We start from the raw sequence: 23,853 nt of genomic DNA, 5'->3' as shown, positions 1-23,853 counted from the left end.
AGCCAGATCATCGCGCGGAGAACGTTAACGGGATGGATGCCCGGTGTCATGACCTCCGTGGCGTTCTTGCGGTCAGCCGGGCAGGGCGGGGGCGTCCTCGGTGGGAGCCGGCTTTGCCGGCGGCAGTCGCTTCAGCCCGAACAGGGGGCGCAGCAGGCCGACGCGGCGGATGCCGTACTCATAGATAAGGTGGCAGCCGGCCACCGTGCCGCCCACCACCAGGGCGGGCTCCAGCCAGGGCCCCAGCGACAGCGGCTTGAGCAGGAACACCAGGGGGACGATCAGACTCTGGTGCAGCATGTACCAGGGGTAGACCGCCTCGGTGCAGTAGGGAAGCCAGCGGAACGGTCGGTTGAGCCAGGCCTTGCCCCAACCGAGGATCGTGAGCAGGGTGGCCCACAGATAGAGGCTCTGGGCGACCAGGGCGATGGCGACCCACACCGGATACGGCACCTCCCGCATCCAGAAGTCGGGTCCCCAGTGGATCTGGCTGATGAGGCGCAGGCCGAGGTAGACCGTCACCGAGACCAGAGCCACCACCAGGGTGGTCCGGCGTGCGGCCACCACCCGGTCCCAGAACGCGGTTTTGCGCGCCAGCAGGTAGCCCGAGAGAAACACGGTCGCGTACTTGGCATGGTTGGCCCAGTCGCCGAAGAAGGCGTGGGTGCTCGGAAAACGGGGATCGAGGAACCAGGCGCAGAGCCACTGCGGCAGGGCGGGCAGCAGCAGGAACAGCCACATCGGCGACCGCGTGAAGGCGGAGATCGTCCGGCGCACATCGTCACGACCCAGCAGGGGCATCAGCACGATCAGCGCCAGGGTATAGGCCCAGAGGTAGGGCAGGTACCACAGGTGGTTCCAGGTGATGCCGTACTGCCAGCCCGAGAAACTGTCCTGCGGCCACGGATGCACATGCCAGTAGGCGAGCAGGAAGCGCCAGAAGCCGGGTTGCAGGTGCCCGCCGGCGACACCCTCGCAGTAGGGCTGGATCGGCACCACCACGAACATGCCGAAGATCAGCGGCAGCATCAGCCGCCAGGTGCGGTCGCGGGCGAAGCGCAGCAGCTTCCGCTCGGGCGCGGCCAGGGCGATGGCGATGCCCGAGATCAGGAACAGCAGGCTCATCCGCCAGCGGTTCATGAAGATCATCGGCCATTGCAGCCATTCCGCCGTGTAGGCGCTTTTGATGTGGAAGTCCCAGTCCCACACGTAGGCCATGCCGGTGTGATACAGGATGAGCAGCCCGAAGGCGAAGACGCGCAGGGCGTCGATGTCGTAGCGGCGAGTCCGGTTCATGGACATGTTCCCCTGGTGCAGGACATCTACCTTCGGATGTCATGGCCCGTGTCACCAGGCGAAAGGGACGTACGGTGGGGCGGTTGGGACGAACGGCGGCGTGGCGGTGACGATCAGGGCGCCGTCACCGGTGGGTTTCAGCGCCAGGCCTCCGGATGGGTCGCCACCTCCCGCACCATGTCCCAGGGTTTGAAATCGAAGGCGAGGGTATGGGCGCCTGCCGGGACGCACACCGCGCGAAACATGCCGTTCGCACGATGTACCGCGACAGGTGCGCCGTCGATCGATGCGATCCACCCGGGAAAGTCCGGATCGTTGACGACGACCCATGCCGCGCGCTCGCCTTCCTTGTGGACCTGGAGATGGGTGTTCCGCACGACCGCCGCGCTGAGGGATGCCTCGCCACCCTCGCAGGCCTCGCTGGCACTCGCGGTCTGGCGAGCATCCTGGCCGGGGCGGGGCGTCAGCCACACCGTCTTGCGAAAGTCCGTCGCCTCAAACTCCGCAGGCGAGGGCGGTTGGTCCGCGCTGCGAACGATCGCCGTGGCGGGGGTGAGGAAGCGATCGTAGGCATCGGGCATGGACAGCACCTCGGTGTCCTTGTCCGCGTAGAGCACCTCGGCGGGAGGATGCATCCAGCCCGTCGTCGCTCCGGCGGGGGCGTGCACGACGTACCGCACGCCAAGAAGCGTGTTCAGGTGGCTTCCCGGATTGGGACTGTACGGCGACACCGGGCGAGGGCCGTCGCCATCCGAATAGGCGCCGTACCACCGGTCCCAGAGGCTCCAGCGCAGGGGGCCATAGCCCTGTGTCGCGGGGAGGCCTTTCAGCACCACGTTGTTTTTCCAACTGGCGAAATCGGTGGCCTCGATCCGGTGGAAGTGACCGGCCGACGCGTCCTGGCGCAGGCGATCGGTCACGAACGCCACGGCGGGGCTGGCGATGAACTTCGCCGGTCCATTGCCTCGCTGGTTGAATTCCCCGTTGAGGGCAAAGCACCGAAAATCGACGACAACCAGGATCAGGGCGCACCAGGTGGCGGTCCGTGCACCGCGTTTGTCACGCATGTACCACCAGGCGCTGACCGCGACCAGCGGAGCTACCAGGGTTGCCGCCTGCCATGAATCCGGGGCTCCTCGCATACCCAGGCTGGCAAGTAACAACCACGCGGCTGCGATGCCCAGAATCCAGAGCCACTGACGCCGATGGGCCGGGTCGATGTGGCTTGCGGCGAAACCCACGGCGAACGCCAGGCCGATGTTCACCAGGTAGGCCGCGTCGGAAGGGCGGCGGAACTGCTTTACCCCGGGAAGCAGGTGATAGGCCCATCCATAGAACGGCGTATGCCCTCCCAGCATATAGGCGATCGCAAGGACGGTGACGACGAGGAAGAACAGAAGAAAGCGACGCTGCGTAGGTACCGCCCAGGCACGGCGCCATCCGATCACGAGCAGCAGGCTCGGCAACGCGCCGATCCAGTAAAACGTTTCGATGGGGTCCACTGGACCGCTATAGGTGCCGCGAAGATTGTGCAGGGCGTTCGGCAACAGATAGGTCAGGAAGGTCGATCCGCTGACCGACATGTCCGTGGCAGCCGACAGGGGGAGCTGCGGACGGTTGGATATGGAAACGAAGGCCCAGTTCAGAAGCAGTTGGGGCGTCGCGATGGCCAAGGCGAGCAGGCCGGCCACGGCAAGTCCTCCGACATAGAGGCGGCGTTCCGTCCAGGACCACGCCGGCCAGCGACGCATCGCCAGGGCGAGGGCGAATGCCGGCAGCAGGATGCCGAGGAAATAGGTCAATTGCACCGGTTCGACAAGGATGGCGCCGGCGACCAGGCCGGTCAGCAGGCTTCGCGGCCACGTCGGGCGCTCGCCCAGGCGCCACAGGCATAGCAAGGCGACCGGAATCAGGCTGTAGACAATCACGATCGGCACGTATTGGATGCGCGAGGCAGCGACGCCTCCGGCCATGAATACCAGGCTGCCGATGAGGGCACCGAGCGGGGTGCAGTGCAGTCGTCGCAACAGGGCGAGCATCGCCAGGCCGCCCAGCAAGACATGAATCAGCGTACCCGCGACGAACCATGCCATGCTCGGGCTGGATTGCAGCAGCATCCAGCCCATCATGAGGGGCGCGAACAGCATCGCCTGCGGATCGGATATCTGCGGGTATCCCCCGAAGATCAGCGGATTCCACCACGGCAGCTCTCCGGTGCGGAGCGCATGCACGTTGTAGAACATCATGGGGAAGAACTCGTAAGTGGCGTCGCCCGGAAGGACTCGCAGGCCGAGTAGCAAAGGCAGGTTGAGCGCCAGCCATAGCACAACCAGCACGCCGGCCAGGCGTGCAAACGAATACGTTCGCATCTGTAATGTCTACCCTGTTCCCTATCGGTATTGTCGCGTAGCCGGCACGGACTGGATAGTCGTGCATCGATGACGGCGGGGCATTCCGTAGGGGCGAACGGTGTCCTTGCGATGACGAATGGCGACGGTTCGCCATGTCATCCCGCTAGGATAGCCCCATGACTTCCATTCCCCTTCCACCGGGCCACGACCTCGCCCGCGCCCATCGCCGACGCCGCTGGTTGCTGGTGATCTTCTGGGTCGTGATTTTCGGCAGCTCGGCGTTGAGCGGCACCATCACGGGACGGATCGATGCCGATCGTTACCACGTGGAGGCTGCCACCTGGCAGATCGCCACCGCCGAGACCAGCAGTTCGCTGGTCTCCCTGCTGATACTGCCGTTCCTGTTGATCGCTTGCGATCGCTGGCCGTTGCACGCGGATACGTGGCGCCGGCGCCTGCCGTTCTATGTGCTGGGCAGCATGCTGTGGTGCGCCTTGCATGTGACCGGCATGGACCTGCTGCGCATGCTGGTCTTCCATCTGAAGGGCGTGCCTTACGACCCGGGCGACCTCGCGCTCCAGGCGGTCTACGAATACCTCAAGGATGTGCGCACGTTCTTCATGATCGTGGCCGTCGAGCATCTGGTGGAATGGTTCGGTCGTCGGCTCAGGGGCGAGGCCAGCCTGCTGGTCGCGCCCGAGGAAGGCCTGCCGGTGGAACCGGTGGACCGCCCCGAGCGCTTTCTCGTGCGCAAGCTTGGCCAGGATTTCCTCGTGGCCACCGCCGATATCGAATGGGCGCAGGCCTCCGGCAACTACGTGAACCTGCGTGTTCGTGGTCGGGACTATCCCTTGCGCAGCACACTGGCCGCGCTCGAATCCCGGCTTGATCCGGCCGTGTTCGTCCGTGTGCATCGCAGCTACCTGGTCAGGCTGGCCCAGGTCACCTCGATCGAACCGCTGGACGGCGGCGACGCTCGCCTGCACATGGCAGACGGTTCGCAACTGCCATGCAGTCGTCGTTACCGAGAGGCCCTGCGTGCCGCAGCGGCCGGACCCGAGCCGGTGGTGGCACGCGCCTGATTCAGGCCCGGCGTGGAATGAAGCCCGGCACGCCGGTCGTCACCACGTCGTTGAGCCGGATGCGGGTGGCGATGCCGTCGCGCATGTCGCGCATCGCGTCCTCGGGAAGCGTGTCGATGCCGATGTTCTCCGCGATATGGGCCGCGCTGGTCGATGTCGTGAGGAAGGCGGTGCCGCGTTGCGCCGCCCACGACAACGCGACCTGCGCCGGCGTCAGCCCCGTGCGGACTGCGATGTCCCGAATCGTGGCATCGTCGGTGATCCTCGGTTCCATGCCGTGCCCCAGGGGCGCGAAGGCCAGCAGCACGATCCCATGTTGCTGGCAGACATCCAGCAACTCCCACTCCGGCAGGTAGGGATGGCATTCCACCTGCACCACGGCCGGCGTGATCCGCGCGAGCGAGACGATCTCCTTGAGCTTGTCCAGAGTGATGTCGGACAGGCCGATGGCGCGGCACTTACCCTTGTCCACTAGGCGCTCCATGGCCCGCCAGGTGTCGATCAGGGTCACGCCGCTGTCGTAGATCGGCTGGCCCTGTGCATCGCGCGGGTCCTGATCGTCTCCCGGCTGGAAGGCGAACGGCGTGTGGATGAGGTAGGCGTCCGCGTAGTCGACGCCCAGTCGTTCGAGGCTGGCGTCGAGCGCCGCTTCCACCCGCTCCGGCCGATGGTTGGTGTTCCACAGCTTGGTGGTGACGAAGAGATCCTTGCGTCGGACGATCCCGGCCGCGATCGCCTCGGCGAAGGCCTCGCCCACCACGTCCTCGTTCCGGTAACGCTCCGCGCAGTCGAAATGGCGGTATCCGGCTTCCAGCGCCAGCTTGAAGGCCTGTCGGGCCTTGGCCCGGTCGGCGATGAGGGTGCCGAAGCCCACGGCCGGCATCGCGCCGTCCCCGTGGTTCAGTGGCAGGGTGGTGTCGCGCAGCGCCGTCGGGGTGTTCATGGTCCTGTGCTCCGGGGGGATATTTTTGTTCGAAGTCGGATAATATTGTCAGGGACGAACGGAGGTCCAGTATTTTTATGCGCGATGGAACAAAAATATCCGCAACCGAAAAGCGATCAAGGGGCAGGCCCCGGGCTTACGACCCCCAGGCCGCCCTGGCCCAGGCCCGCGACGCCTTCTGGAAGGCGGGGTACGCCGGCACCTCGCTCGACGACATCGCCGCCGCCACCGGGATGAACCGCCCCAGTCTGCGGGCGGCCTTCGGCGACAAGCACGGCATCTATCTGCGGACCCTGGCCGACTACTGGGCCAGCAAGTTCGAATTGATGCATGCGGCGCTCGATGGCGACGACCGCTTGGCCAACAGCCTGATGAAGGTCTACGACGCGTCGCTGGCGCTGTACTTCGGTGGCGAGGGCCCGGCACGCGGATGTTTCGTGGTCGGCACGGCGATCACGGCGGCACACGCCGACGTCGAGGTGCAGCAGCTTGTCACGGAGGGATTCCTCACCCTCGATGCGGCCTTCGCGCGTCGCTTCGAGCGTGCGAAGACCGAGGGCGAACTTGCCGCAGCCGCTGATGCCACGACGCTGGCGCTGCTGGCTACCGCCACCTTGCAGAGCCTGGCCGTTCGCGCGCGAACCGGCGCGGCGCGCGCATCACTACGTGCGATGGCACGGAAGATGGTGGACACGCTCTGCGGTGGCTGACACGTTGCCGGACATCGTCGCGGAAGGACTCGACGTCCTCTTCTGCGGCATCAACCCGGGCCTGTCGGCGGCGGCGTCGGGGCTTCATTTCGTCAACCGCAGCAATCGCTTCTGGCGGGTCCTTCACCTGTCGGGCTTCACCGCCGAGGAGATTTCCCCTGAGCGGGGCGGCGACGTCCTTCGCTATGGCTGCGGGCTGACCACGGTGGTAGCCCGACCCACCGCCGCGGCGCATGAGCTTTCGCGTGCGGAGATCCTCACCGAGGCGGACGCCTTCCGGCATCGGGTCGTCCGCCTCGCGCCGCGATACGTCGCCTTTCTGGGCAAGATGGCGTACGCCGCGTTGTCGGGGCCCAGCGAAGTGACGTGGGGGCGCCAGCCGGAGCCCATCGGTACGTCCCATGTGTGGGTGCTGCCCAACCCGAGCGGACGGAACCGGGCCTTTTCGCTGGATGCCCTCGTACGGGCCTATCGCCAGCTGCAGGACGAACTACACGAGGCCGGCGCTACCCCCGACGGCGGCTCGGGCAGAACAGGCTAGGCCGTCGCCCCCATTCCCGCTACAATCGCCGTTCGCTGCATTACGCGCCCGTAGCTCAGCCGGATAGAGTAGTGGCTTCCGAAGCCATTGGTCGGGGGTTCGAATCCCTCCGGGCGCGCCATTTCCCATGCCAACCGCTGGATGCCTTGCGCAGCGACCTTCTCGTCTGAGAGTGAGTCCGCTTCCTCGGTCATTCCTCCCGTCTGGTTCGTGCAAGTCGGTGTCCCAATGAATTTGCATTCACTGCCGAACTGGCTGCTGCTTCCCTTGATCATCGCCTGCACGTTGGGTGCGGTATCAAAAGTCATCACCTTGCGCTACGCAAGGGCGGGGAAGTATCAAGCGGGAAACACGGGGTATTTCTGGCGGGAAGCCAAAAAGGGTGACCGGCTCGCTGCCGTCGTAGCCGTCTCCGACCTGCTGGGGATCGTCTGCCTGATCCTGTTGATCATTTACTTCGCCATCAAACTATTTGATCTTTAAGAAAGCCGCCCGCGGCGTGATGCATGTCACCTGCGTGGTGGGGGCTACTGATGCGATACCTTGAGATCATCAGCGCCCCGATCCGCCTGCGGCTTTAGCCTTTGGCACGGTCCGCGCCATGAAGTTCAGTACATATCCCGCCACCTCGTCATTGGCTTCTTCCCAGGGCCAATGACTGGCGTCCACCAGATGAATTTCCGCGCGAGGAACGTCTCGGGCGAAGGCGAGCGCCCCGGCGGCCACGAACGACGGATCGTTCTTCCCCCACACGACGAGGGTTGGCGGCTGATGTTCCCGCAGCCATGCCTGCCAGCGCGGGTATGACGCGACGTTGGTGCGATAGTCGTAAAGCAGGCGGGTCTGTATGGCGCGTTGGCCAGGCAGTGACAGATGCCGAATCTCGTCGGTCCATGCGTCGGGATCGTAGCGTTCAAGGTGAGTCGTACCCAGCGTATGCCGCTCCCGGGTCGCCTTCTCCGAAAGAAAGGCATCCACCACCTCCCAGTGGGCCCCGGGGTTATCCCAGAACGCGGCGATCTGCGTCCATTTTTTGCCCAGGCCTTCCTCATACGCGTTGGCGTTCGAGACGATGAGGGATTGCAGGCGATCCGGGTGGGCAACCATCAACCGATAGCCGATGGGGCCGCCGTAGTCATGCACGTATAACGAGTATTTCGCGATGCCCAGTTGCTCCAGCAGGCCATCGACGGTCTGTGCCAGGTGATCGAAAGTATAGGCGTAATCGGAAGGGTCTGGCGTGTCGCTCTGGCCGAATGACGGGTAGTCCGGGGCGATCAGGTGATAGCGCGTGGCGAGCAGGGGAATGAGTGCATTGAACTGCCGCGAGGATGACGGAAAGCCGTGCAGCAGCACGATCGTGGGATTCGATGGGGATCCGGCTTCGCGGTAGAAGATCCCCACACCATCCACGGTCGCGCGATGGAAGGTCATCCGGGCGATCGAATCGGTTGAAGGGTGGGATTCGGTCGCGAACAGCGGAGCACCGGTCAGCGTCATCATCGCCGCTGCACATATCAAGCGGATCATCATCGTCGTCTTCCTCACGCGCGGCATGGCGTCGGTAAGGACACTCAGGTCTTGTCATAGGCCGGTTGCGTTGGCTCCCGGGACACGAGCAGGATAGGCAGGCGCGGCGGTAGTGAATATTTGAAAGTCTGGCGGATCCGCTTCGGAAAAATGGAAGGGTTGGCGGGCCCTTTCCCGCCAGAATGCCGTTCACGACCCTACCCTCAAGAAGCGAGCCTCCTTTGCCAACCCGTACCAATCTCGACATGGACGTCTTGCGGACCTTCGTGACCGGCTTCGAACTGGGGAGCTTCGCGAAGGCAGCCGACCGTCTGGGACGATCCCAGTCGGCGGTCAGCACGCAGCTGCGAAAGCTGGAGCAGCAAGTAGGCGTTACGCTCGTGCATCGTTCCGGTCGTGGCCTGGCGCTTACGCCAGCGGGGCAGGAGTTCCTGAGCTACGCGCGCAGGCTGTTGGAGTTGAACGACGAAGCCGTTGGCGCCATGCGTGCCTCGGACCTCGACGGCTGGGTTCGCCTGGGCTTACCGCACGACTTCGCGGATCGCTGGTTGCAGCAGGTGTTGGCCCGATTCGCAAAGGCCCACCCCCGGACCAAGGTCGAAGTGCACGTGGATCAAAGTGCGGCGCTGGTCGAGATGACGACGGGCGGCAAGCTGGATGTGGCCCTGGCGTGGATAGGTAATGCGCCATCGTTGGATGTGCAGCAGATCGATGAGCTGGATGCTTCCTGGATCGCATCCCCCGAGCTTGAGACGGTGCGATCCCGTCAGACGGAACCGGTGCGTCTTGTCACCGCGGATGCACCGTGTGCGATCCGTGCCGCGGCCATCACGGCGTTGGACAAGGCCGGCATGGCTTGGCGAATCGCGGTGGCGACGCCAAGCCTCGCCGGGGTATGGTCGGCCGTGCAAGCCGGCATGGGCATCACACTTCGACCCGTTGTGGGGATGCCTGCGACCCTGCGCACGGTGGACCTCGGCCAGTCCGGATTACCGCCCCCGCCCCGGCTACCTATCTTCCTGCTTGCGGGGCGTGACGAGCACAATGAGGCGGTTGCGACGTTGCGAATGATGGTTGTCGATGCAGTCAATGACCTGCGCCGAACGTAGCTTCAGGCGATGTGTTGAACCGTTCTGCCGTATCCCGCCCCAACGGGTGTGATCGTATCTATCGAAGAAAAGGGAGTTGCCATGTCGTGGAAGCCCGCTGATTACCCCTCGATGAGCCCGTATCTGGTCTGCACGAATGGGAGTGAGTTGATCCGTTTTCTTGAAAAGGTATTCGGCGGTGTGTTGTTGCGGCGTTTCGATCGTCCCGACGGGTCGCTAATGCACGCGGAAGTCCGGATCGACGACGGCGTGGTCATGATGGGTGAGGGCGCGGAGGCGTTCCCGTCGACGCCGGCGCATATCCATCTCTACGTGCAGGATGTGCAGTCCACCTTTGAACGCGCCATCACGGCGGGGGCGGAAGTGGTGCAGGAGCCGATGCGAAAGCACGACGGTGACGACCTGCGGGGCGGTATCAAGGATGCCTCGGGTACGACGTGGTGGATCGCTTCGCAGTAATCGCGAGAAGCATCATGTTCAAAGTGCCGATGCCACGTTAGCTATGCGTGGCATCGGCGATATACGCGCGTATATCTAGGCACCTTGCGTTGCGTAATTGACGCTCGAAAGTGCGCCCATATCATCTTGTCCTGGCCTTTTATTTCACTATGCCCAGGACAATTCATGGCTACGAAAGCATTCGACAAAGAGCGTCGCGACGTGATGAAGCTTGCCGGTCTGGCGGCCGCCGCCGTGGCGCTAGGCGCCGGCTCGACACAAGCGGCACCGCTTGCCCAACCACGGCTTTTTTCCACCGATGTCGGCAAGGGCATCCCTGTCCTTCTGTTGCACGGATGGACGTGCGATTCGCATGACTGGAGTTGGCAGCTTCCTGTACTGGAATCGACGTATCGCGTGGTGGCCGTAGATCTGAGAGGCCACGGTCGCTCCGATGTGCCGCCTTCCGGTGCTTACAAGCCGGCGGATTACGTGGGCGATATCGAACGATTCATCACCAACACCTATCCCGGTGAATCGTTCGTCGTGATCGGTCACTCGATGGGCGGGCAGATCGGTGCCCGCCTTGCCGCGAAGCGACCCGACCTGGTGAGGGCGCTTGTGTCCGTCGATGGTGCCCTGGGTTTCTCCGAGCATGTCGGCCAGGTGTTCTCAAAAACCGCGCATGACCTCATGAATGGTGACCCCGGCGTTGTCGTGCCGGCGTTCCTCCAGTTTGCCTACGACAAACGTACCGATCCCGCGTGGAAGCGCTGGCATGCGCGGCGCGCGCAGGGCACGCCCAAGCATGTGGTCCGCGAATCGTTCGGTCCGCTTTTCGTGGGCCCGGATCAGGTCGGTGCGGGCGAGGCGAGTGCGACGTTCTGCAAGAACCTCAAAGTGCCCGTCTACCACCTGTGTCGCGATCCTGAGCAGGCGGATCGCATGCGTCCATGGTTCACCGCGGCCAAGTCGAAGGTCGACGTCTGGGCCGATGCGGGGCACTGGATCATGCAGGATCGTGTCGACGACGTTAACCGTGCCATCACGGCATGGATCGATGCCCTGTCATGAGCGAGCCGGTGCTGTTCACGCCAACGCACATCGGCAGGCTTGCCCTGGCCAATCGCATCGTCATTGCCCCGATGGCCCAGTACTCGGCCGAGGATGGCCTGATGAACGAGTGGCACCTGATCCATCTGGGCCACCTGGCGTTGTCTGGCGCGGCGCTTCTGACGATCGAAGCCACCGCGGTGTCACCGGAGGGTCGGAATACCTGGGGCGATGTCGGCCTGTATTCAGACGCGTGCGAAAAGGCGATGGCGACCGTGCTTCAAGGCGTAAGGGCGTGGTCCGACATGCCGATCGGTATCCAGCTCAATCACGCGGGCCGCAAGGCGTCGCGGAAAAAGTCATGGGACCGTAGCACCCAGATCGCGCCGGGGCTGCCCCATGGCTGGCAGACCTTCGGCCCGTCATCCGTTCCCTTTGTCGAGGGTGAGGTCGCTCCGCATACTCTGGATCGCGAAGGGATGGCCGCCATTCGCCGGGAATTCGCCGAGGCGGCAAGGCGCGCCTCCCGCCTGGACCTGGCGTTCATCGAGATCCTTGGTGCCCATGGATATCTCCTGCATCAGTTCCTTTCGCCGCTATCCAATCACCGACAGGACGCCTACGGCGGATCGCTGGAAAATCGCATGCGGTTTCCGTTGGAGATCTTTGACGCAGTACGCGACGCCTTTGCATCCGATCGGCCGGTGACGATGCGCGTCTCCGCCACGGACTGGGTCGAGGATGGTTGGTCGTTGGAAGACACGATGGCATGGGTGGATGCGCTGGCGCTCCGAGGCTATGCGGCCATCCATGTGTCCAGTGGTGGGTCGAGCCCCGCGCAGCGCATTCCGGTGGGACCGAGCTACCAGGTGCCTCTTGCGCGCGCGTTGAAGCAGGCCACGCACCTGCCCATCATCGCCGTTGGCTTGATCACGGATTTCGAGCAGGCCGAATCGATTGTCGGCACCGGCGATGCGGACCTCGTCGCACTGGCCCGTGCGGCGCTCTACGACCCCCGTTGGCCCTGGCATGCCGCCGCCCATTTCGGTGCGCAGGTTCACGTGCCCAAGCCCTACCTTCGCGCACAGCCTACGCGATTCCCCGGTCTCTTCAGGTAACGGGCAATCCCCGATCCCAATACGGCTCCGGCCCGAATCGTTCGACGAGCCAATCGATGAAGACCCGTACCTTCGGTGCCAGTTCGCGTGCGCTTGGGTAGATCACCCAGAGAGTCTGTGTCGAGACCGTTGGAAAGTCGCCGAGCAGGGGAACGAGCTCACCCTTGCGAAGCTCCTCGGCGGCACACCAGGTCGCCATCAGGGCGATGCCGAGCCCCGCGCATGCCGCGTCGCGTACCGCCTCGCCGTCATTGATGCGCAGGGAAGGCGCGACACGCTTCGCGATGGTTTCGCCGTCCGGTCCCTTGAAGGTCCACAGGTCGAGCGTGCCGACGGCAAGACAGGCATGCGTGTCGAGATCGTCCGGTGACCGCGGGTGGCCATGGCGTTCGAGATAGGCGGGCGAGGCGACGAGGACGCGCCGGTCCGGCGCGAGTCGCCTCGCCACGAACGAGGAGTCGTCCAGGTTGGCATAGCGGACGGCGACATCGAAGCCGCCTTCCACGAGATCCACGATGCTGTCGGAGATGCGCATGTCCAGCCGGACCTCGGGATAGCGCGCGGTGAACTCAGGTAGCGCGGGGACGATGTGCAGTCGCGCGAACGAGGACGGCGCGGCGATCCGAAGCACCCCGCTGGGGGCTGTCGCACCCCGCCCCAGGGCCGCCTGGGCGACCGCCGCGATATCCAGCAGATGCTCGGCATGCGGCAGGAGCGCACGGCCGTCCTCGGTCAGCGTTGCCAGCCGGGTCGTGCGGTGAACGAGGCGGGCACCCAGGCGCTTTTCAAAGGCAGCGAGGCGGGCGCTCGCCGTGGCCGGTGTGATGTCGAGATCGCGTGCGGCCGCGCTGATACTACCCAGCCGGGCGATCCGAACGAACAGGCTCAGGTCGTCAAAATCCATCATGGCATCCCGCTTCGTTGGTGCGGACCCGCTGGGCGACATCATCGCCGAAGGTACCGTGCCGCGTCACGCGGTACCCGTCATCGAGGCTTTCAGGCATTCCTTGAAGCTGATTCTGTCGCCTCCCGGCTACCGCCGCACAGGGCGGATCGTCACGATGCGAGCCCCATGACTCCTAAGGCCTGTCGATCATGACCGAGACCATGAAAGCTGTCGTGCTTCGCCACTTCGGCAGCTACGACGCGTTCGAGATGCGTGATGTTCCTGTTCCGCGCCCGGGACCGCGCCAGGTACGGGTGCGCGTCCATGCCACGGCGGTCAATCCCCTCGATTACCAGATCCGTCGCGGCGACTACGTGGACCATGTACCGCTGCCGGCGATCATCGGCCACGACATCTCCGGCGTCATCGAAGAAGTCGGTTCGCATGTGACGGAATTCAGCCTGGGAGACGAGGTGTACTACACGCCACGGATCTTCGGGGGCGCCGGCTCCTATGCCGAGCAACACGTCGCCGATGTCGAGTTGGTGGGCCGCAAGCCCGCGAACCTCAACCATATCGAAGCCGCAAGCCTGCCCCTGGTGGGCGGGACGGTATGGGAGGCGTTTGTCACTCGCGCCCAGCTCGCCGTGGGCGAGACGGTGCTCATCCACGGCGGGGCAGGCGGCGTCGGTACGATCGCGATCCAGGTCGCCAAGGCGATGGGGGCGCGGGTCATCACGACCGCGCGTGCCCGACATCATGACTTCGTGTGCTCACTGGGCGCGGACAAGGCGATCGACTTCACGTCGGTCGACTATGTCGAGGCCGTAGCGGACATGACCCGAGGCAACGGGGTCGACGTGGTCTTCGATACGATCGGTGGCGATACGCTCACGAGAAGCCCGTTGGTGCTGGCCGATGCGGGTCGCGTCGTGAGCATCGTCGATATCGCGCAACCCCAGAATCTCATCGAGGCCTGGGGCCGTAACGCCTCCTACCACTTCGTGTTTACCCGCCAGAACCGGGGCAAGCTCGATGCACTCACGCGCCTCGTCGAACGTGGGCTGGTGAAGCCAATGATCGGCGCGATCCTGCCGCTTGACCGTATGGGTGAGGCTCACGAGTTGCTGGAGAACGGGAGCACGCATGGCCTTCGCGGCAAGGTCGCGATCGACGTGGTTCCCTCAAGCGACTCGGTAAGGCAAGGTTCGTTGTAGGAGCGCGCTTGCGCGCGATTCAAGGTGCCGGCGATCCTGATCGCGCGCAAGCGCGCTCCTACAGAAGCATTCACCAGGGTGTTTCGCCATCCGGTGCCACGAAGCGGCCTGAGCCTTCGTCGTGGAGTGCGTACCGGACCGGAAGCCTCGCCCCGTCTTCCACCGTCATCGTACCCTGCATGCCATTCAAGTCCGTTTTGACAAAGCCCGGGCTCACGGAGTTGATCGCGATCGACGTCCCGCGAAGTTCTTCATGAAGTTGTACGGTCAGCATGTTCAAGGCGGCTTTGGATGCGTTGTATCCAACGAACTGCGCCGAGTAATAGGTCGACGCCGGGTCGCCGTTGAGTACCAGCGAACCCAGTGAGCTGGAGACGTTGACGATACGCGCCGACGGCGCGGCACGCAGCAGGGGAAGCATGGCCTGCGTCACCGCCAGGGTACCGATGAAATTGGTTTCCATCGTTCGGCGGACAGCATCCAGCGAGGCGGTGGAGGGCGGTGCGTCGGTGGTGTCGAAGATGCCCGCGTTGTTGACGAGAATATCGAGCCGCCCATGGTGCGCTCGGATGAGGTCGGCGGCGGCTTTCGCGCTGACGTGGTCGTCGAGATCGAGCAATACGAATGTCGCGGACAGTCCCTGGGTCGCGAGGTCTTCGACGGCCGCCGATCCCAGTACGGGGTGCCGCGCACCGATGAAGACGATGACACCCGCCTGCGCGAGCTGGCGCGCGATCTCCAGGCCGATACCCTTGTTTGCGCCGGTAACGAGCGCGACGCGTTGGTTGGTGCTCATGTTTGAAGCCTTCCCATGTCGGATGTTTCGACTAGTATGTGAAGGATCCTTCAGTTTAAATATTCGCTTATGCCGGCCAGGCCGCCACCCGATCTAAACCCCCGGAAAAAGCCCCGCCAAGCGCGTGCGGAGGCGACATTGGACGCCATTTTCGAGGCGGCTATTCAGGTTCTGGTATCCGTCGGGCCGCGTCGGTTGACGACCACGCGCGTCGCCGAGCGCGCGGGTGTCTCCGTCGGCAGCATGTACCAGTATTTCCCGAACAAGCAGGCGCTGTTCTACGCCTTGAACGAAAGCTACCTCGACGTCTTGGCGGCCAGGATCGAAACCACCTGCGAACAACAGCATGGTGCTCCGGTTCGCGACATGATCGAGGCGATCGTGGTCACCTACTGGGACGCCAAGATGGAACGTCCCGAGGTGACCCGCGCGCTCTACCGTTCTGTCGCCGAACTGGACAACGAGCCGCTGATCGAAGCCTTCGCTCGTCGCGTCGATGGGGCGACGGCCACGCTGTTCGCCAGTGCGTCCGACGCCTCGTTCGTCGACCTTCCCGGCGTCAACCTGACGCTGCTGACGACGATCTTCGGTGCGGTCCGCAACGTATTCGAACGAAACCTTCCTGCGTCGGAGGCCATCCGGGTGCGCGAGCAATTGATCGTGATGTGTGAGGCATACCTGGCGGTCATCCAGCGGCCGGTACGGCAGAAGCGTCGCTGAATCCGTAACGGCCAGCGACGCTTTCGTTGCTACCTGCGCGCGAGGATCGCCTTGGCCGCATCCACCCCGATCACCCACGAACCGGCCAGCATCATCGTGTCCTTGATCACGAGTCGCCCCGCACCGGAGAGATAGGGAAAGCCATGCTGCGCGTCACCCAGCGCGGGCACCCATGCCTCGGGCGTCGTGAATAGGAACGACAGCGTCACCAGCGTGGTGCCGAACGAGAGGAAGGCGCCGAGCAGCCCAAGCCGCTTGGACAAGGGATAGGAAAGCACCAGCAGCGCGATGGTCCACTCCACGATGCCGAGACCGGTCGAGAATCCATAGGTGTTGTTCGCCGTCTGCCATGCGCGCTGCGCGGGTACGAGTTGTCCCTCGTGCGTGAGGTGCTCCTTGTACTCGGTCGGATGGTTGTAGAAGAACGACATCACCGGGCTGTTCGCCACGAAGGGGGTGATGCTGTCGGCTTCGTAAGGCACGAACTTCAACGCGCCGATCCACATGAAGACGATGGCGATGGCAAGGCGCATGAGCGTCGGGCCGACGCGCTCCGTGCGGACGAACAGGCTGAGTGCGTTCTGGAAGAGACGGGACATGGTGGGGCTCCTGATGAGAGGAGCAGAGTGTGTCCGTCGCCGGTGAGATGATGAATGCGCATCATGCTCAAGTTATGGCGCATGCGTCTCAAGGCACGAGGGTCCCATGATGCGTGTCAGGACGGGTTGAGCGCCCTGTCCAGGTGCCGGTTCGCTTGCCGGACGGCCCTACATATGTACTAATGCGAACCATTCGCATCTGATGCCCCTCGATGGCTACCGTTCCTCCCATGGCGTCCCCGCAAGGCCTCCCCGGACTCGTCAACGACCTCTACAGCGACCACCACGGCTGGTTGCTGGGATGGATGCGTCGGCGCCTGGGCCACGGACACCACGCGGATGACCTCGCACAGGACACCTTCGTCCGGATCCTGTCCAAACGCGAATCCGTGGTGGTCCGTGAGCCGCGAGCCTTCCTGACGCTGATCGCGCAACGGGTGCTCGCCAACCATTACCGCCGGCAGGACATCGAGCGGGCTTGGCTGGAGACGCTGAAGGCCATGCCCGAAGAGGCGGTGCCCTCTCCCGAGGTGCAGGCCATCGTGTTGGAGACCCTGCTCGACATCGCCCAGCGCCTCGACGGCCTGCCGCGCATCGTGCGACGCGCCTTCCTGCTAAGCCAGATCGACGGGCTTGGCCATGCGGCGATCGCGGCGGAACTGGGCGTGTCGGTGACCACGGTGAAGCGCCATATCGTGCGCGCCGGCCAGCAGTGTTATTTCGCCCAGGGCTGACGACATGCCAGCCAGGGACGCCGCCGCCCCCGTCGACACCATCGATCCCGCCATTGGCCGGGAAGCCATGGAGTGGCTGGTGGAGCTTCAATCGGACGAGGTGTCGGACGACACACGTCGCCGCTGGGGGATGTGGCTGGAAGCCCATGCGGAGCACCGCCGGGCCTGGCAGCGCATCGAGGCGCTGAACGGTCGCCTGCGTGCCGTGCCGCCCGCGCTGGCGCGGACGGTGCTCGACGCGCCGGCGTCTCCCGGTCGTCGTCGGGCATTGAAGACCTTGGGTATCGTCGGTGTCCTCGGTGGCAGCATGTGGGCGCTGGAACGCCAGGTGCCCTGGCAGGCCTGGGCCGCCGACGAACGCACGGCCGTGGGCGAGCGACGGGCGGTGCGGCTGCCTGATGGCACGCAGGTCACGCTCAACACCGACAGCGCGATCGATATCCGTTTCGATGCCGCCCGGCGTGCAGTGCGGTTGCTGCGTGGGGAGATCATGGTCGCCACGGCGCATCCGCCGGGTGACATGCGTCCGTTCGAGGTCGATACCCCGAACGGGCACCTTCGTCCGCTGGGCACCCGTTTCAGCGTGCGCGACCTGGATGGTGCCACTCGCCTTTCCGTCCAGGAGGGGCGCGTGCAGGTGTGGGCAAGGGAGGCGCCTGCCGATCCGCGTCTGGTGCTGGCCGGTCAGGGCACGCGGTTCACGGGGAGCGCCATCGGCACGATCGTTCCTGCCGACGAGGACGAGACGGCGTGGATCGACAGCATGTTGGTGGTGCGCGACATGCGCCCGGAGGATTTCGTGGCCGAGGTCGGGCGTTACCGCCCCGGCCGCGTGGCCTGCGACAGCCGCGTGGCGTCGCTTCGGGTCTCGGGCACCTATCCGCTGGCGGATACCGACCGGATCTTCGCGATCCTCGAAAAAAGCCTTCCGGTGGCCGTGACCTACCGGACGCGCTACTGGGTGAGCGTGGCGCCGCGGCGGGGCTGATCATCGGCTGGCGAAAAAAGGTGGTCCGATATCGAATCTCGCGGGACAGGGAAGGAAACATCTTCATCGTGTCCTGGAATCCGTACATGCACCGCTCCCTGTCGCCGTCACCGCTCGCCCGCGCTATCGCCACCCTTTGCCTGGGGGCCATGGCTTCCGTCCCGCTCGTGGCGATAGGACAGTCGGTGTCTACCCAGGCCACCGCGCCGATCCACTGGAACCTGCCCGCCGAACCGTTGGACCAGGCCCTCAACCATGTCGGTCGCCAGGCGGGCGTGCTGCTGTCCTTCACCAGCGACCAGACCCGCGACGTGCGGGGCCATGCGGTCAGCGGGACCATGACGGCGGAGCAGGCCTTGCATGAGCTGCTCAAGGGCACGGGCCTGGAGGCCGTACCGTCGCCGGGCGGCGGTTACACCCTGCGCCGCGCCGACATCGTTCCCGTCGCCCAGCCGACCCCGGCGAAGGAAGTGGCGGTACCATCGCGCCGTTCCGTCACCCTCGACGAGACGCGTGTCGTCGCCACCACCGGCAACTACGTGGCGCACCGGACCACCACCGGCGCGAAGACCGATACGCCGCTGATCGAGCTTCCGCAGACCGTCTCGGTAATCACCCGCGACCAGATCGACGCCCAACAGGCACAGACCCTGCGTGCGGTGCTTCGCTACGCGCCGGGCGTGGTGATCAGCGACGACAACGACGATCGCCTGGATACCATCAGCGCCCGCGGTTTCGCGCTGGACCAGTATCTGGATGGATTGAAGATGCTGTCTGGCACCTGGGCGGTGCCCAAGGTGGAGCCGTACCTGATGGAGCGCGCGGTCGTGCTGGAGGGCCCGGCCTCGGTGCTCTACGGCCAGGCCTCTCCCGGCGGCATCGTGGATATCGTCAGCAAGCGCCCGGTGGACACGCCGCTGCATGAAGTGCAGTTGCAGTTCGGCACGAACGCCCGGCGCCAGGCCAACGTAGACTTCGGCGGTGCGCTGGGGCAGAGCGGGCACTGGTCGTATCGCCTTACGGGTATCTACCGCGATACCGACCTGGACGCCCACCACACGAAGGAACGTCGCGTTGCCATCGCTCCCGCGATCACCTGGAAACCCGACGACCAGACGCGCCTGACCATCCTTGCCAGCTACCTGCATGATCCCGACGGTGGTGTGTGGTCGATGCTGCCTTACCAGGGCACCTTGCTGCCCAATCCCAATGGACGCATTTCGCGTGGTTTCTATACGGGCGACACGGGTTTCGAATCGTTCAAGCGCACGCAGTACCAGCTCGGTTATGAGTTCGAGCATGTGTTCAACGAAACCTGGCGGTTCCGCCAGAACCTGCGCGTGGCACGCAACACCACGGACTACAGCTCGGTGCAGGGACTCAACCTGCAAGCCGACCTGCACACCCTCAATCGGCAGACTTATACCTCGAGCGAGGAGCTGCGCACGCTCAACATCGACAACCAGGCGCAGGCCCGTTTCGATACCGGTCCGGTGACGCATACGCTGTTGCTTGGCGTGGACATGCAGCGCCTGCTCTGGGACAACTTCACCCGTCTGGGCAATGCGCCCACGCTGGATATCCTGCACTCGGATTACCGCCAGGCCATCGCGATTCCCGCGCGCTTCCAGGATGCCGACCAGGGTCAAAGCCAGTTCGGCGCCTATGCGCAGGATCAGATGCGCATCGGTCACTGGTCAGTGATGCTGAGCGCGCGTCGCGACGCCGCGCGCAGCGACAACGACAACCACATCAGCGGTACGTGGTCGCGCCAGACCACCCAGGCGAACACCTGGCGGGCAGGCGTCACCTACCTGTTCGACAACGGACTGGCGCCCTACGTCAGCATGTCCACGTCGTTCCAGCCCACGTTGGGCACGGATTTCCGTGGCAGCGCGTTCGTGCCGACCCGGGGCCGGCAGAAAGAGATCGGCGTGAAGTACCAGCCGCACGGCATCGACAGCTACATCGCCCTGTCGGCCTACGAGTTGACGCAGAGCAACGTCACCACGCCCGATCCGCTGCATCCCAACTTCAACACGCAAACCGGCGAGATTCGTTCCCGTGGTGCCGAGCTCTCCGGTACGGCGGTGCTCGCGGACGGTTTCAACGTGCGCGCGTCATACAGCTACATCGACAGCGAACTGACGCGAGCACCGCTCGTGGTGCAGGGCAACCAGCAGGCGGGCATCCCGGGCCACCAGGCCTCGGTCTGGGCCGACTACACCGTGCACGACGGTGCGTTGAGCGGCCTGGGCGTGGGCGGTGGCGTGCGCTGGACGGGCAAGTCGTTCGCCACGGTGACCAATGCGGTGAGCATCCCGTCCTACACCACCATCGATGCGATGGTTCGATACGACTTGGGTCGCGCCCATACCGCGCTCGATGGCTGGCGCCTCGCCGTGAACGCGGCGAACCTGCTCGACAAGCGCTATGTATCCGTCTGCACGGCGATCGGTTGCCGCTGGGGCCTGCGTCGCAATGTGATGGCGACGGTGTCGTACGCATGGTGAATCGTCTCCGCCTGTGGACGGGAGTGCATAGCTGGAGCAGCCTGATCTGCACGCTGTTCCTTTTGCTGCTCTGTGTCACGGGACTGCCGCTGGTGTTCCACGACGAGATCGACGCCTGGCTGGGAGCCACGATCCAGGCGCCTGCCTTGCCGGCCGATGCACCGCTTGCGTCGTTGTCGGCCGTCGTCGCGAGCGCGGAAGCCCGTTATCCCGGGGAATTCATCCAGTCGATGTCGTGGGTGCAGGGTGGCCCGCACACGATGCTGGTGTTCATGGCGAAGGAGTTGCGCGCGGGCTTCGGTGGCTACCACGCGCTGGTGATCGACGCGCGCACCGCGGCCGTGCTGAGCGAACCGCGGCAGCGCGTCCGTCTCACCCAGGTGTTGCTGGCGTTGCACCGTGAGCTTTTCGTGGGGCTTCCCGGCATGTTGCTGATGGGCGTGATGGGCTTGCTGTTCGTCGTCTCGATCGTCACCGGGGCGATGATCTATGGACCCTTCGCGCAGAAGATCGGTTTCGGCGAGGTACGGCGTGGGCGATCCAAACGCCTGAAGTGGCTGGACCTGCACAACCTGCTCGGCATCGTGCTGCTGGCCTGGACCCTTGTCGTCGGTGTCACGGGGGTGATCAATACGCTGGCCGATCCACTGTTCGCCTATTGGCGTGGCGGCCAACTCACCGACATGCTGGCGCCATGGCACGGCAAGCCGACGCCCACGCCCCTGGTCTCGCTCGATCGCGCGCTGGCGGCGGCCGAGCGCGCCGTGCCGGGCACCACGCCGGAGAGCGTCGCCTTTCCTTACTCCGCATTTGGTAGCCCGCATCACTACATGATCTGGATGCAGGGGCGCACGCCGCTCACCTCGCGCCTGATGACGCCGGTGCTGGTCGATGCGGAGACGGCCGCGGTCACCGATGCGCGTGGGCTGCCTTGGTACCTGCGGGCGCTGGAACTGTCGCGACCCCTGCATTTCGGCGATTACGGCAGCCTGCCGCTGAAGCTGATCTGGGCGGCGTTCGACCTGCTGACCATCGTTGTGCTGGTCAGCGGCGTGTATCTGTGGGTGGTGCGGCGCAAGCGTCCATCGGGTGGGGAGGTGGCGGCATGAATCGTCCGACCTCCGCGACCTGGTCCGTCTGGCGCTGGCCGCTCACCCTCGCCGCGCTCACCCTCGGGGGTCTGTTCGCGGCCCTGCTGGGCGACAGCCTCGCCTCGCAGGCGATGTCCTGGGTCGCCTTATCGATCCCCCTGGTCGTCCTGGCTCGCCACCTGACCCGCTGATGGTGTAGGAGCGCGCCTTGCGCGCGACCGGTCCCTAGCGACATATCGGTCGCGCGCAAGGCGCGCTCCTACAGGGGTTGCGCTTTCGCTGAGCGATTTTGTAGGAAAAACCCTACACGCTCTTGGGAATCCCCCTACAACGTTTGATCTAAATCTGAGACGCGCTGCCCATAAAATATTGCGATCCGGAGGGCCAGGGGCCCAGACCGGCAAGGAACAGGGGCAGCATGAAGAAGCAGTATCGGCACGGGCGCAGCCATCATGCGTCGTCGGCGGCCGCGTGTGTAGTAGGTATTTGTCTTATGGCGGCAGGCGTCGCCCGGGCACAATCCGTACAGACGCTCGACCAACAGGAACAGCGCGACCGCGCGCAGCGCGAGGTCCAGGCCCGCCAGGAGCAACAGCAGGCGCCCGACGTCCGGCTGGGCGCCGCGCCGTCGCCGCAGGCTGACTTCCGCCGTACCGACGTTCCTGTCGAGAAGGACTGCTTCCGGCTGTCCCGAGTTCTCCTGGAAGGCGGCCGCGTGGCGGACTTCGCTTTCGCCCAGCGCTACCTCGACCGCTACGCCGGCAAATGCGTGGGCCACGAAGGCGTGGCGACCATCGTGCGCCGCGTTTCCGACCTGATCATCGACCGCGGCTACGTCACCACCCGCGTCGGCGTCACGCCGCAGGACCTGGCCGCCGGCACCCTGCGTCTCACCCTGGTGCCTGGCACCATCCGCGCCGTGCGCTTCGCCGACGACACCGCCGTCGGCGCCTGGCAGACGGCACTGCCCGCGCGACCGGGCGACCTGCTCAACCTGCGCGACATTGAGCAGGGCCTCGAACAGTTCAAGCGCGTGCCCTCGCAGGACGTGAACATCGACATCGCACCGGCCGAGCAGCCGGGCGAATCCGACCTGGTGATCACCGCGAAGCGCTCGCACCCGTGGCACCTGGTGGCGACGCTCGACGACACCGGTTCGCGCGCCACCGGCCGTCTCCAGGGTGGCATCAACTTCGGTCTGGACAACCCGCTGCGCCTGAACGACGTGCTGTCGATCGGCTACAACCACGACGTCTACCACAGCACCGGCCACGGCACGCGCGGCAACTCACTCAGCTACGCCGTGCCGCTGGGCAACTGGCTGTTCACCACTTCACTGTACGACTACAAGTACCACCAGACCGTGGAAGGCTCGCAGCAGACCTTCGTCAGCAGCGGCAAGTCGCGCACCATGGATGTCACGGTGCAGCGTCTGCTCCACCGCACACGCCAGGGCAAGACGGCGCTGGAACTGCGCGTGGGCAAGCGCCAGGCGCACAGTTTCATCGAAGATTCCGAGCTGCTCACCCAGCGCCGCGACGTCACCACGATGGAGCTGGCGCTCGTGCAGCGCCAGTACCTCGGCCGCGCGCAGCTTGACCTGCGTCTCGCCCACCGCCGCGGCGTGACCTGGTTCGGCGGCCAGCGCGACGCGGTGGATCGTCCCGCCGGTTCGCCCACGTTCCAGTACGGCCTGAACGTGCTCGACGTCTCGCTGAACCTGCCTTTCCAGGTGGGCCGCCTGCCCATCCAGTGGACCAGCGAGTTCCGCGCGCAGCGCAGTAGCGACACGCTCTATGCCTCGGAATTCATCACCATCGGTGGCCGCTACACGGTGCGCGGCTTCGACGGCGAGCAGACGCTGGCCGGCGAGCGCGGCTGGTACTGGCGCAACGCTCTCAGCGTGCCGCTGGGCCAGTGGCCCGTGGCGGCCTATATCGGCATCGATGGCGGCCATGTCGGTGGACCGAGCATTCGCAACCTTCCCGATAAAACGCTGCGCGGCGAGTTCGTCGGCCTGCGCGGCTCCCTCGGCCCGGTGAGCTTCGACGCGTTCGCCGGATGGGCCGACAAGGGCGGCCGCGCCCTGCACACGATGCGACCGGCGACGGGCTTCCAGCTCGTCTACCAGTACTGAC

General features: G+C 65.0%; 23 protein-coding genes and 1 tRNA gene. 17 read left to right on the top strand and 7 right to left on the bottom strand.

Going from position 1 to position 23,853, the window contains the following annotated elements; translation table 11 throughout:
• Nucleotides 1–72 precede the first annotated feature (72 nt).
• Complete coding sequence (locus GAK28_RS15500; RefSeq protein WP_291781031.1) at nucleotides 73–1,296, bottom strand: acyltransferase family protein; 1,224 nt, start codon at nucleotides 1,294–1,296, stop codon at nucleotides 73–75.
• 137 nt (nucleotides 1,297–1,433) lie between these two features.
• Nucleotides 1,434–3,665 carry a hypothetical protein gene (locus GAK28_RS15495; protein ID WP_291781028.1) on the bottom strand — a complete coding sequence of 744 codons (2,232 nt, stop codon included), beginning with the start codon at nucleotides 3,663–3,665 and terminating at the stop codon, nucleotides 1,434–1,436.
• Nucleotides 3,666–3,823: 158 nt separating this feature from the next.
• Here GAK28_RS15495 and GAK28_RS15490 point away from each other — a divergent pair, with 158 nt between their 5' ends.
• Complete coding sequence (locus GAK28_RS15490) at nucleotides 3,824–4,729, top strand: LytTR family DNA-binding domain-containing protein (RefSeq protein ID WP_291781026.1); 906 nt, start codon at nucleotides 3,824–3,826, stop codon at nucleotides 4,727–4,729.
• 1 nt (nucleotide 4,730) lies between these two features.
• Here GAK28_RS15490 and GAK28_RS15485 read toward each other — a convergent pair whose 3' ends face one another.
• A complete protein-coding gene (locus tag GAK28_RS15485; RefSeq protein ID WP_291781023.1) occupies nucleotides 4,731–5,672 on the bottom strand; it encodes an aldo/keto reductase in 942 nt (313 codons plus the stop codon).
• A gap of 77 nt (nucleotides 5,673–5,749) precedes the next feature.
• Here GAK28_RS15485 and GAK28_RS15480 point away from each other — a divergent pair, with 77 nt between their 5' ends.
• The 4 genes from GAK28_RS15480 to GAK28_RS15465 all read left to right on the top strand — a co-directional run bounded on the left by GAK28_RS15480 (nucleotide 5,750) and on the right by GAK28_RS15465 (nucleotide 7,406).
• A complete protein-coding gene (locus GAK28_RS15480) occupies nucleotides 5,750–6,382 on the top strand; it encodes a TetR/AcrR family transcriptional regulator (RefSeq protein WP_291781020.1) in 633 nt (210 codons plus the stop codon).
• Complete coding sequence (gene mug, locus GAK28_RS15475) at nucleotides 6,375–6,923, top strand: G/U mismatch-specific DNA glycosylase (RefSeq protein ID WP_291781018.1); 549 nt, start codon at nucleotides 6,375–6,377, stop codon at nucleotides 6,921–6,923. Before GAK28_RS15480 ends, mug begins: the two co-directional genes overlap by 8 nt.
• Before the next feature lie 44 nt (nucleotides 6,924–6,967).
• Nucleotides 6,968–7,044: transfer RNA gene (locus GAK28_RS15470), tRNA-Arg, on the top strand.
• A gap of 107 nt (nucleotides 7,045–7,151) precedes the next feature.
• Nucleotides 7,152–7,406, top strand: coding sequence for a hypothetical protein (locus GAK28_RS15465; protein WP_291781015.1), 255 nt, complete (start codon nucleotides 7,152–7,154; stop codon nucleotides 7,404–7,406).
• A gap of 69 nt (nucleotides 7,407–7,475) precedes the next feature.
• Here the strand turns inward: GAK28_RS15465 and GAK28_RS15460 are convergent, their stop codons facing one another.
• Nucleotides 7,476–8,456, bottom strand: a complete 981-nt coding sequence (locus tag GAK28_RS15460; RefSeq protein ID WP_291781011.1) for an alpha/beta hydrolase — start codon at nucleotides 8,454–8,456, stop codon at nucleotides 7,476–7,478.
• A 218-nt stretch (nucleotides 8,457–8,674) separates the two neighbouring features.
• Here GAK28_RS15460 and GAK28_RS15455 point away from each other — a divergent pair, with 218 nt between their 5' ends.
• The 4 genes from GAK28_RS15455 (at nucleotide 8,675) to GAK28_RS15440 (ending at nucleotide 12,171) form a co-directional block, all read left to right on the top strand.
• A complete protein-coding gene (locus tag GAK28_RS15455; RefSeq protein ID WP_291781008.1) occupies nucleotides 8,675–9,562 on the top strand; it encodes a LysR substrate-binding domain-containing protein in 888 nt (295 codons plus the stop codon).
• An 81-nt stretch (nucleotides 9,563–9,643) separates the two neighbouring features.
• Nucleotides 9,644–10,021: a VOC family protein gene (locus tag GAK28_RS15450; RefSeq protein WP_291781003.1), complete on the top strand. Its 378-nt coding sequence runs from the start codon at nucleotides 9,644–9,646 to the stop codon at nucleotides 10,019–10,021.
• 165 nt (nucleotides 10,022–10,186) lie between these two features.
• On the top strand, nucleotides 10,187–11,074 hold the full coding sequence (locus tag GAK28_RS15445) for an alpha/beta hydrolase (protein WP_291781000.1): 888 nt from the start codon (nucleotides 10,187–10,189) through the stop codon (nucleotides 11,072–11,074).
• The gene (locus GAK28_RS15440) at nucleotides 11,071–12,171 is read left to right on the top strand and encodes an NADH:flavin oxidoreductase/NADH oxidase (RefSeq protein WP_291780997.1); all 1,101 of its coding nucleotides are present in this window, start codon (nucleotides 11,071–11,073) and stop codon (nucleotides 12,169–12,171) included. Before GAK28_RS15445 ends, GAK28_RS15440 begins: the two co-directional genes overlap by 4 nt.
• On the opposite strand, the gene GAK28_RS15435 is transcribed toward GAK28_RS15440, so the two are convergent.
• Entirely contained in the window at nucleotides 12,164–13,078 is a 915-nt protein-coding gene (locus GAK28_RS15435) for a LysR family transcriptional regulator (RefSeq protein ID WP_291780994.1), read from the bottom strand. The two genes, GAK28_RS15440 and GAK28_RS15435, sit on opposite strands and share 8 nt — an antisense overlap.
• A 188-nt stretch (nucleotides 13,079–13,266) precedes the next feature.
• Between GAK28_RS15435 and GAK28_RS15430 the strand changes: the two genes are divergently transcribed.
• Nucleotides 13,267–14,274 carry a zinc-dependent alcohol dehydrogenase family protein gene (locus tag GAK28_RS15430; protein WP_291780992.1) on the top strand — a complete coding sequence of 336 codons (1,008 nt, stop codon included), beginning with the start codon at nucleotides 13,267–13,269 and terminating at the stop codon, nucleotides 14,272–14,274.
• A 70-nt stretch (nucleotides 14,275–14,344) separates the two neighbouring features.
• Here the strand turns inward: GAK28_RS15430 and GAK28_RS15425 are convergent, their stop codons facing one another.
• Nucleotides 14,345–15,070 (bottom strand): SDR family oxidoreductase, encoded by a 726-nt coding sequence (locus tag GAK28_RS15425; protein ID WP_291780989.1) that lies wholly within the window; start codon nucleotides 15,068–15,070, stop codon nucleotides 14,345–14,347.
• A gap of 69 nt (nucleotides 15,071–15,139) precedes the next feature.
• On the opposite strand from GAK28_RS15425, the gene GAK28_RS15420 reads away from it, so the two are divergent.
• Nucleotides 15,140–15,790, top strand: coding sequence for a TetR/AcrR family transcriptional regulator (locus tag GAK28_RS15420; RefSeq protein ID WP_291780986.1), 651 nt, complete (start codon nucleotides 15,140–15,142; stop codon nucleotides 15,788–15,790).
• Nucleotides 15,791–15,819: 29 nt separating this feature from the next.
• Here GAK28_RS15420 and rclC read toward each other — a convergent pair whose 3' ends face one another.
• The gene (gene rclC, locus GAK28_RS15415) at nucleotides 15,820–16,389 is read right to left on the bottom strand and encodes a reactive chlorine resistance membrane protein RclC (protein WP_291780983.1); all 570 of its coding nucleotides are present in this window, start codon (nucleotides 16,387–16,389) and stop codon (nucleotides 15,820–15,822) included.
• A gap of 230 nt (nucleotides 16,390–16,619) precedes the next feature.
• Here rclC and GAK28_RS15410 point away from each other — a divergent pair, with 230 nt between their 5' ends.
• From GAK28_RS15410 to GAK28_RS15385, 6 genes are all read left to right on the top strand, one after another.
• A complete protein-coding gene (locus GAK28_RS15410; RefSeq protein ID WP_291780978.1) occupies nucleotides 16,620–17,123 on the top strand; it encodes a sigma-70 family RNA polymerase sigma factor in 504 nt (167 codons plus the stop codon).
• A gap of 4 nt (nucleotides 17,124–17,127) precedes the next feature.
• Nucleotides 17,128–18,111 carry a FecR domain-containing protein gene (locus tag GAK28_RS15405; RefSeq protein WP_291780975.1) on the top strand — a complete coding sequence of 328 codons (984 nt, stop codon included), beginning with the start codon at nucleotides 17,128–17,130 and terminating at the stop codon, nucleotides 18,109–18,111.
• An 86-nt stretch (nucleotides 18,112–18,197) separates the two neighbouring features.
• Nucleotides 18,198–20,624 carry a TonB-dependent siderophore receptor gene (locus GAK28_RS15400; protein ID WP_291780972.1) on the top strand — a complete coding sequence of 809 codons (2,427 nt, stop codon included), beginning with the start codon at nucleotides 18,198–18,200 and terminating at the stop codon, nucleotides 20,622–20,624.
• Complete coding sequence (locus GAK28_RS15395; RefSeq protein WP_291780970.1) at nucleotides 20,618–21,733, top strand: PepSY-associated TM helix domain-containing protein; 1,116 nt, start codon at nucleotides 20,618–20,620, stop codon at nucleotides 21,731–21,733. Before GAK28_RS15400 ends, GAK28_RS15395 begins: the two co-directional genes overlap by 7 nt.
• Nucleotides 21,730–21,906: a hypothetical protein gene (locus GAK28_RS15390; protein WP_291780967.1), complete on the top strand. Its 177-nt coding sequence runs from the start codon at nucleotides 21,730–21,732 to the stop codon at nucleotides 21,904–21,906. Before GAK28_RS15395 ends, GAK28_RS15390 begins: the two co-directional genes overlap by 4 nt.
• A 227-nt stretch (nucleotides 21,907–22,133) precedes the next feature.
• Nucleotides 22,134–23,852 (top strand): ShlB/FhaC/HecB family hemolysin secretion/activation protein, encoded by a 1,719-nt coding sequence (locus GAK28_RS15385; protein ID WP_291780964.1) that lies wholly within the window; start codon nucleotides 22,134–22,136, stop codon nucleotides 23,850–23,852.
• The last annotated feature ends 1 nt before the right edge of the window (nucleotide 23,853 follow it).

It is taken from the genome of Luteibacter sp. (genome assembly GCF_009912395.1).
GTDB lineage: Bacteria > Pseudomonadota > Gammaproteobacteria > Xanthomonadales > Rhodanobacteraceae > Luteibacter.
This window is presented reverse-complemented; position numbering and strand designations above follow the sequence as displayed.